This window comes from Streptomyces apricus, assembly GCF_008369065.1.
Classification (GTDB): domain Bacteria; phylum Actinomycetota; class Actinomycetes; order Streptomycetales; family Streptomycetaceae; genus Streptomyces; species Streptomyces apricus.
Map to the genome: position 1 here is coordinate 137,546 of NZ_VDFC01000023.1, position 16,051 is coordinate 153,596.

General features: G+C 72.9%; 15 protein-coding genes and 1 riboswitch. Of the genes, 3 read left to right on the forward strand and 12 right to left on the reverse strand.

What is annotated here, in order from left to right:
* The 10 genes from FGF04_RS07955 to FGF04_RS08000 all read right to left on the reverse strand — a co-directional run.
* On the reverse strand, positions 1 to 1,025 hold a 1,025-nt coding region (locus FGF04_RS07955), incomplete at its 3' end, for a hemolysin family protein (protein WP_149510667.1).
* The gene (locus FGF04_RS07960) at positions 1,022 to 2,440 is read right to left on the reverse strand and encodes a hemolysin family protein (RefSeq protein WP_235882238.1); all 1,419 of its coding nucleotides are present in this window, start codon (positions 2,438 to 2,440) and stop codon (positions 1,022 to 1,024) included. The genes FGF04_RS07955 and FGF04_RS07960, both read right to left, overlap by 4 nt.
* A 228-nt stretch (positions 2,441 to 2,668) precedes the next feature.
* Positions 2,669 to 3,115, reverse strand: coding sequence for a PH domain-containing protein (locus tag FGF04_RS07965; RefSeq protein ID WP_149510530.1), 447 nt, complete (start codon positions 3,113 to 3,115; stop codon positions 2,669 to 2,671).
* Positions 3,116 to 3,138: 23 nt separating this feature from the next.
* Positions 3,139 to 4,005, reverse strand: a complete 867-nt coding sequence (hisG, locus tag FGF04_RS07970; protein ID WP_149510531.1) for an ATP phosphoribosyltransferase — start codon at positions 4,003 to 4,005, stop codon at positions 3,139 to 3,141.
* Between the two features lie 61 nt (positions 4,006 to 4,066).
* Positions 4,067 to 4,339: a phosphoribosyl-ATP diphosphatase gene (locus FGF04_RS07975; protein WP_149510532.1), complete on the reverse strand. Its 273-nt coding sequence runs from the start codon at positions 4,337 to 4,339 to the stop codon at positions 4,067 to 4,069.
* Between the two features lie 34 nt (positions 4,340 to 4,373).
* Positions 4,374 to 4,859, reverse strand: a complete 486-nt coding sequence (gene ribH, locus FGF04_RS07980) for a 6,7-dimethyl-8-ribityllumazine synthase (RefSeq protein ID WP_149510533.1) — start codon at positions 4,857 to 4,859, stop codon at positions 4,374 to 4,376.
* A gap of 24 nt (positions 4,860 to 4,883) precedes the next feature.
* On the reverse strand, positions 4,884 to 6,182 hold the full coding sequence (locus FGF04_RS07985) for a bifunctional 3,4-dihydroxy-2-butanone-4-phosphate synthase/GTP cyclohydrolase II (protein ID WP_149510534.1): 1,299 nt from the start codon (positions 6,180 to 6,182) through the stop codon (positions 4,884 to 4,886).
* A complete protein-coding gene (locus FGF04_RS07990; protein WP_149510535.1) occupies positions 6,179 to 6,823 on the reverse strand; it encodes a nicotinamide mononucleotide transporter family protein in 645 nt (214 codons plus the stop codon). The genes FGF04_RS07985 and FGF04_RS07990 overlap by 4 nt, the downstream gene beginning before the upstream one ends.
* Positions 6,820 to 7,455 carry a riboflavin synthase gene (locus FGF04_RS07995; RefSeq protein ID WP_149510536.1) on the reverse strand — a complete coding sequence of 212 codons (636 nt, stop codon included), beginning with the start codon at positions 7,453 to 7,455 and terminating at the stop codon, positions 6,820 to 6,822. The genes FGF04_RS07990 and FGF04_RS07995 overlap by 4 nt, the downstream gene beginning before the upstream one ends.
* 153 nt (positions 7,456 to 7,608) lie before the next feature.
* A riboswitch (FMN riboswitch) is annotated at positions 7,609 to 7,739 on the reverse strand.
* Positions 7,740 to 8,130: 391 nt separating this feature from the next.
* Positions 8,131 to 9,336 (reverse strand): ROK family transcriptional regulator, encoded by a 1,206-nt coding sequence (locus tag FGF04_RS08000; RefSeq protein ID WP_149510537.1) that lies wholly within the window; start codon positions 9,334 to 9,336, stop codon positions 8,131 to 8,133.
* Positions 9,337 to 9,478: 142 nt separating this feature from the next.
* Between FGF04_RS08000 and FGF04_RS08005 the strand changes: the two genes are divergently transcribed.
* Both FGF04_RS08005 and FGF04_RS08010 read left to right on the forward strand, forming a co-directional pair.
* Positions 9,479 to 10,687 (forward strand): MFS transporter, encoded by a 1,209-nt coding sequence (locus FGF04_RS08005; RefSeq protein WP_149510538.1) that lies wholly within the window; start codon positions 9,479 to 9,481, stop codon positions 10,685 to 10,687.
* Between the two features lie 131 nt (positions 10,688 to 10,818).
* Positions 10,819 to 12,264, forward strand: a complete 1,446-nt coding sequence (locus tag FGF04_RS08010; RefSeq protein WP_149510539.1) for a uracil-xanthine permease family protein — start codon at positions 10,819 to 10,821, stop codon at positions 12,262 to 12,264.
* On the opposite strand, the gene FGF04_RS08015 is transcribed toward FGF04_RS08010, so the two are convergent.
* Entirely contained in the window at positions 12,246 to 13,376 is a 1,131-nt protein-coding gene (locus FGF04_RS08015) for a glycoside hydrolase family 6 protein (RefSeq protein WP_149510668.1), read from the reverse strand. The genes FGF04_RS08010 and FGF04_RS08015 overlap by 19 nt on opposite strands.
* Before the next feature lie 171 nt (positions 13,377 to 13,547).
* Here FGF04_RS08015 and FGF04_RS08020 point away from each other — a divergent pair, with 171 nt between their 5' ends.
* Positions 13,548 to 14,279, forward strand: a complete 732-nt coding sequence (locus FGF04_RS08020) for a DUF5995 family protein (protein WP_149510540.1) — start codon at positions 13,548 to 13,550, stop codon at positions 14,277 to 14,279.
* 73 nt (positions 14,280 to 14,352) lie between these two features.
* Here FGF04_RS08020 and FGF04_RS08025 read toward each other — a convergent pair whose 3' ends face one another.
* Positions 14,353 to 16,014, reverse strand: a complete 1,662-nt coding sequence (locus FGF04_RS08025; protein WP_149510541.1) for a flavin monoamine oxidase family protein — start codon at positions 16,012 to 16,014, stop codon at positions 14,353 to 14,355.
* Between the last annotated feature and the right edge of the window lie 37 nt (positions 16,015 to 16,051).

Below are 16,051 nucleotides of genomic sequence, written 5' to 3' on the forward strand. Positions count from 1 at the left end.
GGGTTCGGGCGGTGGGCCGGGTCCTTGACCTCGCCGACCAGGAGTTCCAGGACGTCCTCCAGGGCCACCAGGCCCAGGACCCGGCCGGACGCGTCGGCGACCTGGGCGAGGTGGGTCGCGGCGCGGCGCATCACGGTCAGGGCGTCGTCCAGGGGGAGCTCGGCGCGCAGCGTCGTCATGGGCCGCCACACCTGCTGCGGCACCGCCCGCTCGGACTCCTCCAGGTCGAGCACGTCCTTCACGTGCAGGTAGCCCATGAAGGCGCCGTTCTCCGCGGCCACCGGGAACCGCGAGTACCCGGTGCGGGCGGTGAGCGCGACGACCTGGCCCGGGGTGACCGAGGGGCCCACGCTGACCAGCGACTCCCGGTCCAGCAGGACGTCGGTGACCGGGCGGGAGCCCAGCTCCAGGGCGTCCTCCAGGCGCTCCTGCTCCCCCGGCTCCAGGAGACCGGCCTGGCCGGCGTCCTCGACGAGCCGGTTGAGCTGCTCGCTGGTGAAGACGGCCTCGACCTCGTCCTTGGGCTCGACGCGGAAGAGCCGCAGGACGAGCCGGGCGCAGGCGCCGAGGGCGACCGTGACCGGCTTGCACAGGCGGGCGAAGGCGACCAGGCCGGGGCTGAGCCACAGCGCGGTCCTCTCGGGGGCGGCCATCGCCAGGTTCTTCGGCAGCATCTCGCCGACCACCAGGTGCAGGAAGACGACCGCGGCGAGGGCGATGACGTACCCGAGCGGGTGGATCATGCCCTCGGGCAGGTGCACGGCGTGGAAGACCGGCTCCAGGAGGTGCGCCACGGTGGGCTCGGCGACGGCGCCGAGCGTCAGCGAGCACACGGTGATGCCGAACTGCGCGGCGGCCATCATGTGCGGCAGGTTCTCCAGGCCGTACATGACCTGGCGGGCCCGTGCCGTGCCGAGCGGTTCGATCTGGCTGCGCCGCACGGAGACCAGGGCGAACTCGGCGCCGACGAAGAACCCGTTGGCGAGCACGAGCAGGCCGGCGAACAGGAGTTGGAGCACGCTCATCGGACGGCCTCCACCGCGGCGGACACGGGTGTGGTGGGTACGGGGGCGGACGCGACAGCCGGAACGGGACCGGCGTCGGGGCCTGCGGAGGGACCGGGCTCGGCGTCCGCGGTCCTGACCAGGCGGACCCGTTCCGCGCGGTAGTGCCCGACCTGGCGCACCGACAGGCGCCAGCCCGGCAGCTCGGCCCGGTCGCCGGGTGCGGGGATGCGTCCGAGCAGGTCGGCGACGAGGCCCGCGACGGTCTCGTACGGGCCCTCGGGGGCGTCCAGGCCGATGCGCCGCAGGAGGTCGACGCGGCAGCTGCCGTCGGCGTCCCAGGCGGGCCGGCCGTCCTCGGGCGGCGCCGCGGCGAGCTCCGGCGGTTCGTTGAGCACGTCGTCGTGCTCGTCGCGGACCTCGCCGACGAGTTCCTCGACGATGTCCTCCAGGGTGACGACCCCGGCCGTGCCGCCGTACTCGTCGACGACGACGGCGATGGGCTGCTCGTTGCGCAGCCGCTCCAGGAGGGGCTGCACCGGAAGCGTCTCCGGGACGAGCAGCGGGGCCTGGGCGATCCTGGTGACCGGTGTGCGCAGCCGGTCGTGCGAGGCCACCGCGAGGGCGTCCTTCAGGTGCACCATGCCGACGATCTCGTCGATCCGCTCCCGGTAGACGGGGAAGCGGGAGAGGCCGGTGGCGCGGGTGAGGTTGACGACGTCCTCGGCGGTCGCGGACGCCTGGAGGGCGCTGACCCGCACCCGGGGCGTCATCACGTGCTGCGCGGTGAGGTCGCCCAGGGAGAGCGTGCGCACGAACAGGTCGGCGGTGTCCTGCTCCAGGGCGCCGGCCAGGGCCGAGTGCCGGGCCAGGGAGACCAGCTCGCCCGGCGTGCGGGCGGAGGCCAGTTCCACGGCGGGCTCGACGCCCAGCAGCCGCACGAGCCGGTTGGCGACGGAGTTCAGGGCGGCGATCACCGGCCGGAAGACGGTCGAGAAGACGTGCTGCGGGCCGGCGACGAACCGTGCGACCTGCAGCGGCCTGGAGACCGCCCAGTTCTTGGGCACGAGCTCGCCGATCACCATCTGCACGGCCGAGGCCAGCAGCATGCCGACGACCACGGCGACACCGGAGACGGCGCCCTCGGGGACACCGGCGGCGGTGAACGGGCCGTGCAGCAGCTCGGCGAGGGCCGGTTCGGCGAGCATGCCGACGACCAGCGAGGTGATGGTGATGCCGAGCTGGGTGCCGGAGAGCTGGAAGGAGAGTTCCTTGAGGGAGTTCACGACGGTACGGGCCCGTCGGTCGCCCTCGGCCGCGGCCTTCTCGGCGTCGGGGCGCTCCACCGTGACGAGGCCGAACTCGGCCGCCACGAAGAAGCCGTTGGCGAGGATCAGCAGGAACGCCGCCCCGAGGAGCAGCAGGGGGATGGTCATGCCGCCGCCTCGGTGTGTCCGGAGGGGGCGGCGCAGGTACTACAGGACGATCCGTCCATCGCTGGAGGGAGTCACTCCTCGAATAGCAGGGGGCCGCCGGGCTTCGGGGGAAGCCGGTGGCGGAGGCGCAACGAAAACGCCTCCGCCCCCAGATTAATCAAGACATGGGCCCGCGCGGCAGGGTGGAGGGCCGGGAGCCGGCCGTGATCTTCGTCGTGCCGGCCCGTCCTAGCCGTCGAGCGACCGGGCCTCGACGAGAGCCCGCAGGGCGCGGGCGTCGCTGATGGCGTGCTGCTTGGCGATGCCGGGCTGGATGCCGAGCACGGGCAGGCTGGTGCCGTCGCTGAGGTCCAGGAAGACCCAGGGGTCCCCCGGACGCAGGTTGACCCGCAGGATCTGCGCCCAGGCCAGCCGGCGCGTACTGGCGATGTTGACGACGGTGACCCCGGACGCGTCGGCGACGACCTTCGGGCGTGCCAGCAGCACGAGCACGCCGAAGAGGAGCGCCGCGGTGAGGACGAAGCTGAGCCGCTCCCCGGGACTGAGGTTCTCCAGCAGCAGCGCCACCGTGGTGATGACCGCGAAGATCGCGACACCGGCGGTCAGCAGCACGGCCCGGGTGCGCCCGGGCCGGAAGGTCACGGGGAGGGCGGGCGGCTCCGGTGCGTCGGGCATGGTGAAGGCTCTTCCTCGGGTCCTCAGAGACGGCAGGCGTGGATGGCCGTGGTCAGGATGGCCCGGGCGCCGATGTCGTACAGGTCGTCCATGATCCGCTGGGCCTCCTTGGCGGGGACCATGGCGCGCACGGCGACCCAGCCCTCGTTGTGCAGCGGCGAGACGGTCGGCGACTCCAGGCCGGGCGTGAGCGCGACGGCCTTCTCCAGCTGCTCGACGCGGCAGTCGTAGTCCATCATCACGTAGGTCCGCGCGACCAGCACGCCCTGCAGGCGGCGCAGGAACTGCTGGACCTTGGGCTCGGTCTCCTCGGCGGCCCCGGAGGCCGCCGCACCGGTCCGGCGGATGACGACGGCCTCGGACTTCATGATCGGCTCGCCGAAGACCTCGAGGCCCGCGTTGCGCAGCGAGGTGCCGGTCTCGACGACGTCCGCGATGACCTCGGCGACGCCGAGTTCGATGGCCGTCTCGACGGCGCCGTCGAGGTGCACGACGGAGGCGTCGACGCCCTGGTCCGCCAGGTACTTGGCGACGATGCCCTCGTACGAGGTGGCGACCGTCCTGCCCGCCAGGTCCTGGACGGAGGCGGCGGTGCCGGGCCGGGTGGCGAAGCGGAAGGTGGAGCGGGCGAAGCCGAGAGGGAGGATCTCCTCGGCGTCGGCCGCGGAGTCGACGAGCAGGTCGCGGCCGGTGATGCCGATGTCGAGGCGGCCGGAGGAGACGTAGATCGCGATGTCGCGGGGGCGGAGGTAGAAGAACTCGACCTCGTTCTCCGGGTCGACGATCCGCAGCTCCTTGGCCTCCCGGCGCTGCTGGTAGCCGGCCTCATGCAGCATCTCCCCCGCGGGACCTGACAGGGAACCCTTGTTGGGGACGGCGATGCGCAGCATGAGGTCGGCTTCCTTCGTTCGTGCGGGTGCGGGGGTACGGGTGCGGGGTGGGGGCGACGGCTCAGAGGTGGGCGTACACGTCGTCCAGGGTGATGCCGCGGGCGACCATCATCACCTGGACGTGGTAGAGCAGCTGCGAGATCTCCTCGGCTGCTGCCTCCTTGCCCTCGTGCTCCGCGGCCATCCAGACCTCGGCGGCCTCTTCGACGACCTTCTTGCCGATGGCATGGACGCCCTTGCCGACCAGTTCGGCGGTGCGGGAGGTGGCGGGGTCGCCGGTGGCTGCCTTGTGCTGGAGCTCGGTGAAGAGCTCCTCGAAAGTCTTCTTGGACATGGTGGTCCTCACCCTACGCGGTCGGGGGACCGCGTCAGCGCCAGGGCTCGGATACCGAGCGCAGCGTGGCCGCCGTCGCCACCGCCGCCGTCACCGCCTCGTGCCCCTTGTCCTCGTTGGAGCCCTCGATGCCGGCGCGGTCCAGGGCCTGCTCCTCGGTGTCGCAGGTCAGCACGCCGAACCCGATGGGGACGCCGGTGTCGACGGAGACCTGGACGAGGCCCTGGGTGACGCCCTGGCACACGTAGTCGAAGTGCGGGGTGCCGCCGCGGATGACGACGCCGAGCGCGACGACCGCGTCGTAGCCGCGGCCCGCGAGGACCTTCGCGACGACCGGCAGCTCGAAGCTGCCGGGGACCCGCAGGAGGGTCGGCTCGTCGATGCCCAGCTCGTGCAGGGCGCGCAGCGCGCCGTCGACGAGTCCGTCCATCACCTTCTCATGCCACTGCGCCGCCACGACGGCGACCCGCAGGTCACCGCAGTTGCGTACGGACAGTTCGGGTGCGCCCTTGCCGCTCACGTGTGCTCTCCTCGTGCTTCGTGATCACTGGTTGCCGCAGGCCGACACGGTGGTCGTGTCCAGCCAGGGCAGGTCGTGCCCCATCCGGTCGCGCTTGGTGCGCAGGTACCGGAGGTTGTGCTCGCCCGCGGTCACGTGCATCGGCTCACGGGTCGTGACCCGCAGGCCGTGGCGGACGAGCGCGTCGGTCTTGTCGGGGTTGTTGGTCATCAGCCGCAGGCTGCGCACCCCGAGGTCCTGGAGGATCTGCGCGCCGGCCGCGTAGTCGCGCGCGTCGGCGGGCAGGCCCAGTTCCAGGTTGGCGTCGAGGGTGTCGCGGCCGCGCTCCTGGAGCTCGTACGCGCGCAGCTTGGACAGCAGCCCGATGCCGCGCCCCTCGTGGCCGCGGAGGTAGACGACGACGCCGCGGCCCTCGGCCTGGATGCGCTGCAGGGAGGTCTCCAGCTGGGGGCCGCAGTCGCAGCGCAGGGAGTGGAAGACGTCGCCGGTGAGGCATTCGGAGTGGACGCGCACCAGGACGTCGTCGCCGTCGCCGATCTCGCCGTGCACCAGCGCGACGTGCTCGACGCCGTCGACGGTGGAGCGGTAGCCGTAGGCCGTGAACTCGCCGAAGGCGGTGGGCAGCTGGGTCCTCGCCTCGCGGCGGACCGTGGGCTCGGCGGTGCGGCGGTAGGCGATCAGGMCCTCGATGGAGATGATCGTCAGTCCGTGCTTGCGGGCGAACGGGATGAGCTCGGGCAGGCGCAGCATCCGCCCGTCCTCGCCGGCGATCTCGACGATGGCGCCGGCCGGCCGCAGGCCCGCGAGCCGGGCGAGGTCGACGGCGGCCTCGGTGTGTCCGTTGCGCGCGAGCACGCCGCCGGGCCTGGCGCGCAGCGGGAAGACGTGGCCGGGCCGCACCAGGTCGCTCGCCTCGGCCTCCCCGCCGGCGAGCAGCCGCAGCGTGGTGGCGCGGTCGGCGGCGGAGATGCCCGTGGTGACCCCGAAGGCGGGGCCCGCGTCGACGGAGACCGTGAAGGCGGTGCTCATCGACTCGGTGTTGTCCTCGACCATCTGCGGCAGCCGGAGGCGGTCGAGCTCCTCGCCCTCCATGGGCGCGCAGATCAGGCCGCGGCACTCGCTCATCATGAAGGCGACGATCTCGGGGGTCGCCTTCTCGGCGGCGATGACGAGGTCGCCCTCGTTCTCGCGGTCCTCGTCGTCGACGACCACGACGGGGCGGCCCGCGGCGATGTCCGCGATCGCCTTCTCGACCGGGTCGAGGGCGAGGTCCGAGGTGTCCTGATCGTGCCCGGTGCTGTACCAGACGGGTGCGCTCGTCATGCCGGAGCTCCTTCCAGGGAGGGCTGCCCGGCCTTGCGGGAGCGCAGCCACCAGTCGCGCATGCCCCACAGGACGAGTGCGCCGTAGATGATGTAGACGAATCCGGAGAACGCGAAGCCGTTGGCGAAGTTGAGCGGCACGCCCACCAGGTCGACGAGCAGCCAGGCGAACCAGAACTCGACCATGCCGCGGGCCTGGGCGTACATCGCGACGACCGTGCCGACGAATATGTACGCGTCGGGCCAGGGGTCCCAGGAGAGCGACGGGTAGGCGGTGAACAGGCTCGCGACGGCGACGGTGCCCACGGCCGCGGCGCCGAGCAGGTACGCGCGCTCGCGCCAGGTGGCGAACCGGACGGCGATGGAGCCGTCCTGGGCGCCGCCCCTGCCGCGGTTCCACTGCCGGTAGCCCCACACCGCGACGGCCATGACCACCAGCTGCTTGCCCGCGCTGCCCGAGAGGTGGGCGGTGGCGAAGGCGGCGAGGAGGATGGCGCCGGACAGGAACTGCACGGGCCAGGTCCAGATCGAGCGGCGCCAGCCGAGGGCGAGGCCGATCAGCCCGATCACGTTGCCGATCATGTCGGCCCACTTGATGTGCTGGCCGAAGAGCGTGAACGCCTCGGAGTTGAGCCAGTTCACCGGGTCGCTCCCTCGGTGCCGGGCAGGGCCACAGGTCGCTGTCCCTGCGGGCCGAGCAGCCGCTCGACGTACTTGGCGATCACGTCGACCTCCAGGTTGACCGGGTCGCCGGGCTGCTTGCGGCCCAGCGTGGTCAGGTCGAGGGTCGTCGGGATGAGGCTGACGGTGAAGGAGTCGGGGCCGGCGTCGACGACGGTGAGGCTGATGCCGTCGACGGTGATGGAGCCCTTCTCGACGACGTAGCGCGAGAGGTCCGCGGGCAGGGAGATCCGGACGATCTCCCAGTGCTCGGACGGCTTGCGTTCGAGGACCTCGCCCGTGCCGTCCACGTGGCCCTGCACGATGTGCCCGCCGAGGCGCTCGCCGACGGCCATGGGCCGTTCGAGGTTGACGCGGGAGCCGACGGTGAGGGCACCGAGGCTGGAGCGGTTCAGGGTCTCCGCCATGACGTCGGCGGTGAACTCGCCGTCCTCGTGGTCGACGACGGTCAGACAGACGCCGTTGACGGCGATGGAGTCCCCGTGACGTGCACCTTCGGTGACCACGGGGCCACGCAGCCGGAAACGGGAGGCATCGCCGAGGTTCTCGACGGCGGTGACTTCACCCAGCTCTTCGACGATTCCGGTGAACACTTCCCGGGTCCTCCTGCCTCATAGGGCACGGACTCCGGGGCCTGTCGATGACGACAGAGGTGAACGAGCGGACGCACCGGGGGCGACGCCGCGTAGGGACGTGCCCGCGAGGACACGTCGAAACAGACGGCGGCGCGCACGAATGCCCGCCCGCCGCGCACTGCCTCCCATCCGGACTTTAACCGTCGGTCCAGGAATTTCACCTGGTCAACCGGCCGCTGGAAGCGACCGGGTCGCGGACTGTAACCGCCGGTTCGGACTTTCACCGACCCCGGAGTGCGCTGCTTCTGGTACAGACTCAGTGTGCCACGCCTGATCGACACCCATGAGAGTGAATGTTGTGGGGTGGCTCACAAAGTGTACCGATGGACTTCACGGGACACCCGTGACGCGTCAACTTCCCCACAGGCGTGGCGTCCTGGAGGGAGGGCACTCGTGGGCACGGCGTCCGCGGGCAGGACGGCCCGGTAATGGTCCGAACCTATTGCACTTTGGTCTAGTCCTCTCTAGGGTCTGCGTTCACCGGCGCCTTTCCGGGTCCGCGTCCGCCGACCCGCCCAGATCGACCCGGCGGCGGTGACGGAGGCCCTTGCCCCGCCGCCGGGTCTCCGCCCGCGGTACGGCGACCGCGGGGTCCGGCGGGGTTTCACCTCTCCGGCGGTCACCCCCCGGCGCTCACCTCTCCGGCGGTGCGAACAGCTCGTCCTGGGCGCCGTCCCGGGCCGTCAGCAGCGCGCCCCGCAGGACCGCGCCGCCGCCCAGGGCGCCGGCCCGGACCTCGGTGGGCAACGGCGTCATCCGGCCGAGCCGGTCCCGCACCCGGTCCGCGAGCACCGCGCCGCCGGCCCGGCCGACCTCGCCGGCGAGCACCACGCACCCCGGGTCCAGCACGGCGACCACGGACGCGGCCCCGAGGGCGACGCGGTCGGCCAGCGCGTCGAGGAACGCGGCGGCCGGGGCGGACGCGGCTCCGGCCGGGCCGGCGGCCCGCGCCACCGCCTCGCGCACCAGCGCCGCCGCGTGCGGTTCGTGGGGCGCCGCCGGTGCCGCGATCCCGTGCCGGTGGGCCAGTTCGGCGAGGGCGGCGGCGCTCGCCAGGGAGTGGAAGCCGCCCTCGCAGTCCCTCGCGGACGGCAGCCCGCCCGTGCCCGGCACCGGCAGGAAGCCGATCTCCCCCGTACCGCCGGAGGCGCCCCGGCGCAGGACGCCGTCCAGGACCACGGCGGCGCCGACCCCGTGGCCGAACCAGAGCAGCGCGAAGGTGTCCCGGTCCCGGGCGACCCCTTCGCGCTGCTCGGCCAGGGCCGCGAGGTTGGTCTCGTTCTCCACGACGACGCGGGCGGGCAGCCGCTCCTGGAGGGCCGCGGCGAGCCGGCGGTGCCACTCGGGCAGGCCGGAGGAGCCGCGCAGTTCCCCGGTGGCGGGGTCGATCAGCCCCGGCGCCCCGATCCCGACGGTGTGCAGCCGCTTCACCCCCGCCTCCTCGGCCGTGCGTTCGACCAGCGCGACCGCCTGCCCGACGGCGGGCGCGGTGGCGGTCCCGTCCCCGATCGGCACGGACGCCTCGGCCAGGGGTCTGCCCAGCAGGTCCGCGACGACCACGGACACGCCCTCGGTGCGCACGTCGAGGCCGGCCAGGTGCGCCCGGTCGGCGACGATGCCGTACAGCCGGGCGTTCGGGCCGCGCCGCTGCTCGCCCGACTCCCCCACCACGCCGATCAGCCCGGCCGCCGCGAGCCGTTCCACGAGGTCGGCGACCGAGGGCCGGGACAGACCGGTGAGCTGCTTCAACTGGCCTGCCGTCAGGGGACCCTCCTGCTGCAGCAGCCGCAGGGCGAGCCGGTCGTTGATGGCCCGGGCGGTGCTCGGTGATGCGGGCATGCCGGGATCCTTCCAGATCAGGGGTGTCCAGGACGCCTGGCTCGGGACCGTCTATCTATCAGGCAGGGTGCCTGATAGTTTGCGGCGGCACCCCGGGACGACAGGACGGGGGCGGCGAGGACGACACGGAGGACCCGCGAAGATGAGTGCAGTGGTCTACGACCTGCGCGAGGTGAAGCGCTCCCGGTACGCCGTGGCGGCGGTGTTCGCCGTGCACGGGGCCGTCACCGGCTCGTTCGCGACGCGCGTGCCGTGGATCCAGGACCACGCCTCGGTGAGCGCGGGCCAGCTCGGCCTGGCGCTCGCCTTCCCCGCGATCGGCGCCTCCGTCGCCATGCCGCTCGCCGGCAGCGTCAGCCACCGCTTCGGCGCCCGCGCCGCCCTGCGCGGGCTCATGTCGCTGTGGACCCTGGCCCTCGTCCTGCCGGCCCTCGCACCGAACCTGCTCACCCTGTGCCTGGCCCTGTTCGTGTACGGGGCGACGGCGGGCATGGCCGACGTGGCGATGAACGCCCTGGGCGTCGAGGTCGAGAACCGGCTGGACAAGTCGATCATGTCGGGGCTGCACGGCATGTGGAGCGCGGGCGCCCTGATCGGCTCGGCCGCCGGCACCCTGGCCGCGCACCTGGGCACGGACGCCCGGCTGCACCACGCGCTCGCCGCCGCCGTGCTCACCCTGCTCGCCGTCGTCGCCTCCCAGGGCGTACTGGACCTGCGCGCCACCGAGGACGACGAGGCGCCGCCGCGGTTCGCGCTGCCGCCGAGGTCGGCCCTGCTCATCGGCGCGATCGGCTTCTGCGCGGTGTTCGCGGAGGGCGCCAGCCTGGACTGGTCGGCGGTCTACCTGCGGGACGTCATCGGCAGTTCGGCGGGGCTCGCGGCCGCGTGCACGACCGGCTTCACGCTGACCATGGCGCTGGCGCGGTTCGCCGGTGACGCGGTGGTGGACCGGTTCGGCCCGGTGCGCACCGTGCGGGTCTGCGGTCTGCTGGCCACCGCCGGCGCGCTGCTGGTGGTGCTGGCGGGTGACGCCGCCGTCGCCATGGCCGGCTTCGCGCTGCTCGGCCTCGGCATCGCGGTCGTCGTACCGCTCTGCTTCGCCGCCGCGGGCCGCAGCGGTCCCAACCCGTCCCAGGCCATCGCGGGCGTCGCCACCATCACGTACACCTCGGGCCTGATCGCGCCGTCCGCGATCGGGACGATCGCGGACGCGACGAGCCTCGTGACCTCGTTCGTCCTGGTGACCGTCCTCGCCTTCGGACTGGCCGCATTCGCGGGCGTCCTGCACGCCAGTGGGCGCACGGCCGCCGGCACCGCGACGGATGCGAAGGTTCCGGATTCGCGGCCCTGAGCGGCCGTCCCGCCGGCGCCGCCCTACCATGGCGCTGATCTTCACGTACGGAAACACGTACGGGAACGCGGACGGGCACCCGTGCGACGGCACGCACGGGGACCCAGGTACAGAGAAGGCGGATACCCACCATGGACCTCGGCGTGCGCTGGAAGCTTCACGGTGACGGGCGCACGCCCGCGCCCGGAGCGGTGGTCCGCCCCGACGAACGGCTCTCCTGGCCCCGTACGGCCGGGCTCGGCGCCCAGCACGTGGTCGCCATGTTCGGGGCGTCCTTCGTCGCGCCGGTCCTGATGGGCCTGGACCCGAACCTCGCGATCATGATGTCGGGCGTCGCGACGGTGATCTTCCTGCTCGCGACGCGCGGCCGGGTGCCCAGCTACCTGGGCTGCTCGCTCTCCTTCGTGGGCGTCGCGGCGGTGATCCGCGCGCAGGGCGGCTCCAGCGCGACCGTGACCGGCGCGGTGTTCGTCGTGGGCGCCGCGCTGTTCCTGGTCGGCCTCGCGGTGCAGCGGTTCGGGGCGCGGATCATCCACGCCGCGATGCCGCCGGTCGTCACGGGCGCGGTCGTCATGCTGATCGGCTTCAACCTGGCGCCGGTCACGGCCGCCACCTACTGGCCGCAGGACCAGTGGACGGCGCTGCTGGTGATGCTGTTCACCGGTCTGGCCGTGGTGTGCCTGCGCGGCTTCTGGTCGCGGATCGCGATCTTCCTCGGCCTGGTCTTCGGGTACGGCATCTCCTGGGTCTTCGACCTCGTCTTCGGGCGCATCCACTCGGCCGACGCGAGCGGCAAGGTCACCGACCACTGGCGCCTCGACCTGTCCGGCGTCGGCTCGGCGGACTGGATCGGGCTGCCGGACTTCCACGGCCCGTCCTTCGAGTGGTCGGCGATCCTGGTCGCCCTGCCCGTGGTGATCGCGCTGGTCGCCGAGAACGCGGGCCATGTGAAGGCCGTCGGCGAGATGACCGGCGACTCGCTGGACGACAAGCTGGGCACCGCGATCTCCGCGGACGGGATCGGCTCGATGCTCTCCACCGCCGTGGGCGGCCCGCCCAACACGACGTACTCCGAGAACATCGGCGTCATGGCCGCGACCCGCGTCTACTCCACGGCCGCCTACTGGGCCGCCGCCGGCTTCGCGCTGCTCTTCGGCCTCTGCCCGAAGTTCGGCGCGGTCGTCGCCGCGATCCCGGGCGGGGTGCTCGGCGGGATCACCGTCATCCTGTACGGCATGATCGGCCTGCTCGGCGCGCAGATCTGGCTCAACGCCCGGGTGGACCTGCGCAATCCGCTGAACCTGGTGCCGGCCGCGGCGGGCATCATCATCGGCGTCGGGAACGTCACCATGAAGTTCACCGACACCTTCTCGCTGAGCGGGATCGCGCTCGGCACGCTCGTCGTGATCACCGGCTACCACGCGCTGCGGGCGCTGGCCCCGGCGCACCTGAGGTCCCAGGAACCGCTGCTCGACGAGGGCACCTCCTCGTACGGCTCCGGGACCGGGACCGGTTCCGGGACCGGCTCCGACCAGGGCGGTCCGGGGGCGGCGTCCGGTCAGCGGGCCAGTTCGTAGGCGTAGCCGGGGCTGAACGTCCCCGGCGTGCCCCGGCAGCCGTCCGACTCGCCGGGCAGCTTCACCCACAGGTAGGCGTCGATCCGGGCCTCCCCGGTGCGCAGGGTCGGCGCCTGGCCCAGCGTGCGGCCCGCGGGGTCGCACCACTCGCCGTCGGCCGGGGCGCCGTTGCCGTTGCGGCTGGTGTCGATCACGGCGCCCAGCCCGGCGGGGCCGTCGAGCGCGTCCAGCGTCCGGCGGGCGTACGCGACCTCCTCGGCGGTGCCGTTGAAGTTGGAGACGTTGCTGAAGATCCCGTCGGACGACGCGGCGGACGCGGCACCGGCCCGCCGCAGCAGCCCGGCTTGCTTCCCCGGGGAGTTCCAGTCCGAGTGACCGGCGTCGAAGTAGACCCGCGCCTTCGGGTTCGCCGCCTTCAGGACGCGGCCCGCCCGGGCCAGCGAGGCGAAGCGGGCCGTCCGCCGCCCCTCGCTCAGGCACTCCGACTGGGCGATCGAGTCGGGCTCCAGGATCACCACGACCTCACCGGAACCGAGGCCCGCCGCGAACCTCTCGATCCACCCGTCGTACGCGCCGAGGTCGGGCGCCCCGCCCTGGGAGGCCCCGCCGCAGTCGCGGTCCGGTATCGCGTACGGCACGACGACCGGCACGCCGCCCCGCGCCACCGCGGCCGAGGTGACCGCCCTGACCCGGGCGGTCACGTTCGAGGGCGTGTAGTCCGCGAACCAGACCGCGGCGGGCCGGTCGGCTATCCGGGACTCGATGACCGGACGGCGCGGATCGTCGCGGTTGGCCCGGACCCACTCCAGGACCTGCGACTCGGGGTGCCGGTACAGCTGTGCGGACGCGGGCACGGTACGCGGCTGCGCCGAGGCCCGCTCCCGCGTCCGCGAAGGCTCCGGACGGGGCTTCGTGCGGGTGGCCGACGGGGACGGCGAGGGCGAGTCGGACGCCGTCGTCGGGGGCGAGGGCGTGGGCACGGCGGGCAGCGGCTGCAGGAAGGGCGAGCCGGTCGCGTCGGGGCGCGCCTCGTCGGTGCGGCCGTCGTCCAGCGCGGACAGCGTCCCCGTCACGGTGCCGGCCGCGACGACCACCGACGCCAGCGCCACCATGGCGGCGCGCCGGGCGGCTCTGCGGCGCTCCGCCCTGCGGGCGGCCAGGCGTTCGGCACGTCGGACTGACACGTGGTGCTCCCCCTCCTCCGGGTCCCGCGTGGTCCCCCGTTCTGGGGAAGCGTCCGGCCCGGCGGCCCTGCGACAGCCTAGGCCTGCGACCCTGCCCCCATGGTGCCGTTGGAATCCCTGGGAGAAGACGCGGACCGTGTGCACGCCCTCGACACGGTGGTGCGCCGGATGCGTGCGCTCGGCGCGGACCGGCCCGAGCGGGACGGGGTCGCGGTCTTCAACCGGGTCTACCTCGCCGTCACCGAGGAGGCCGGCGGACGCCCGGACACGGGGCACTTCACCGCTCCGCGGGCCGCGGCCACCCTGGAGGCGCTGCTCGCCGAGCGGTACCTCGGGGCCGTCGACGCGGTCGCGCGGGGGCACCGGCCGCCCGCCTGCTGGCGTCCGCTGTTCCAGTTGCGGGGGCATCCCGGCGTACGGCCACTGCAGTTCGCCCTCGCCGGTATCCATGCGCACGTCGGGCACGATCTGGCGCTGGCCGTGGTGGACGCCTGTCGTACGCTCGGCTGCGAACCGGCCGATCTGGAGGACGAGTTCGACCGGGTGGGCGAGGTGCTCGCCGCCCTGGAGGAGCGGATCCGGGAGGACCTGGTGCCGGGGCCCGATCTGCTGCGGGTCGCCGATCCGCTGACGCATCTGCTGGGGGCGTGGAGCCTGGAGAGGGCCCGCGACGGGGCGTGGTCCGCGGCGCGGGCGCTGTGGGCGCTGCGTGGGCTTCCCGGGCTGGCCCGGGAGTTCGTCCAGCAGCTGGACGCGGGGGTTGGCTTGGCGGGCCGGTGCCTGCTGACCCCTCTGGGGGTCGGGTCGTACGACGCGCTGCCCGGGCGGTGAGCCGGGTGCGGGCCGGTGGGGGCTTGTCGCGCAGTTCCCCGCGCCCCTGAAAACCCAGGGGCGCGGGGACCCGTCAGTCCTCCGGCAGTTCCACCGGCGCGATCTCGTCGTAGACGTCGCCGGGCCCCGGGTTCGTCGGGTCCGTGGCGCCGCCGAGGTGGTGCATGACGCCCCAGACGGCGTTGAGCGCGGTCTGCACGGCGCCCTCGGCCCAGCCCGCCGTCCAGGAGATGTCGTCGCCCGCGAGGAAGACGCCCCGCTTGTCCTCGGGCAGCCGGTCCTGCATGAAGTGCGTGAACAGGCGCCGCTGGTAGCGGTAGTGGCCGGGCAGGTTGGCCTTGAACGCGCCCATGAAGTACGGCTCGTTCTCCCAGGAGACGGTGACCGGGTTGCCGATGACGTGCTTCCGGATGTCGACCTTCGGGTAGATCTCGCCGAGCGACTTCAGCATGACCTCCATCCGCTCGTTCGCCGACAGCGGCAGCCACTTGAGGCTGTCGTCGCACCACGTGTAGGAGAGGCAGATCACGGCGGGCCGGTCCGGGCCGTCGTCGAGGAGGTAGGTGCCGCGGGTCATCCGGTCGGTGAGGGTCATCGACATGACGTCCCGCCCGGTGGTCTCGTCCTTGTCGAGCCAGAACGGCCGGTCGACGGGCACGAAGAGCTTGGAGCTCTCCATGTAGTGGGTGCGCTCGATCGCGGTCCAGTGGTCGATCGGGAACAGCGCGTCGTCGCAGGCGACCTTGGACAGCAGCATCCAGGACTGGGCGGTGAAGATCGCCGCCCGGTACGTACGGATGTCGCCGGAGGCGTCCGTGACGGTGATCCGGTTGCCCGCGGTGCGGTTCAGGCGGGTCACGGCGGGCCGGGGCTCACCGCCGTGCAGCGAGGACAGCGAGGTGCCGTACGGCCAGTGCACGATCTTCTGCGGCTCGCGCTCCCACAGGCGCAGCGGGAGCTGCTGACTGCCGCCGACGATGCCGCGGTGGTGGTCGTCGGCCTCGCTGTAGACGACGCGCAGGATCTCCAGGATGGAGTTGGGGAAGTCGGTGTCCCAGCCGCCGGTGCCGAAGCCGACCTGGCCGAAGATCTCGCGGTGCCGGAAGGACCGGAACGCCTCGGAGTCGCAGAGGAAGCCGTAGAAGGTCTGGTTGTCGAGCTTCTCGACCAGCTTCGCCCAGATCTCGCGGATGCGCGGGACGTCGCGCTCGCGCATCGCCCGGTTCATGTCGGAGAAGTCGGCGCCCTCCTCCAGGCAGGTGTTCCAGGCGGCCGCCACGTCGCGGTAGACCTGCGGCAGGTCGGCCATCGTCTCGGCGTAGTGCGACTCGCCCTTGAGGTCGACGACGGTCGAGGGCGTGGCCTCGGAGAGGGGGTTGGGGAACGGCTCGGTCCGCAGTCCCACCAGGTCGATGTAGTGCTGCAGCGCCGTGGAGGACGGCGGGAAGCGCATGGCGCCCATCTCGGCGGTCAGGGAGGGGTCGCAGCCCTCGAAGCCGACCGTCCGCAGCCGGCCGCCGATGCGGTCGGCCTCGTACACGACGGGCCTGAGGCCCATCTTCATCAGCTCGTACGCGGCGACGATGCCGGAGAGGCCGCCGCCGATGACCGCCACCTCGGTGCCGAACTCGGTCGCGGGTATCTGGCCGAGGCCCGCCGGGTGCGCGAGGAAGTCGTCGTACGCGTACGGGAAGTCCGGGCCGAACATGGTGATCGGCGGCGGCCTCTCCGGCATCGTCGCCGCGTACGAGCTGATGAAGATGGGCCTCAGG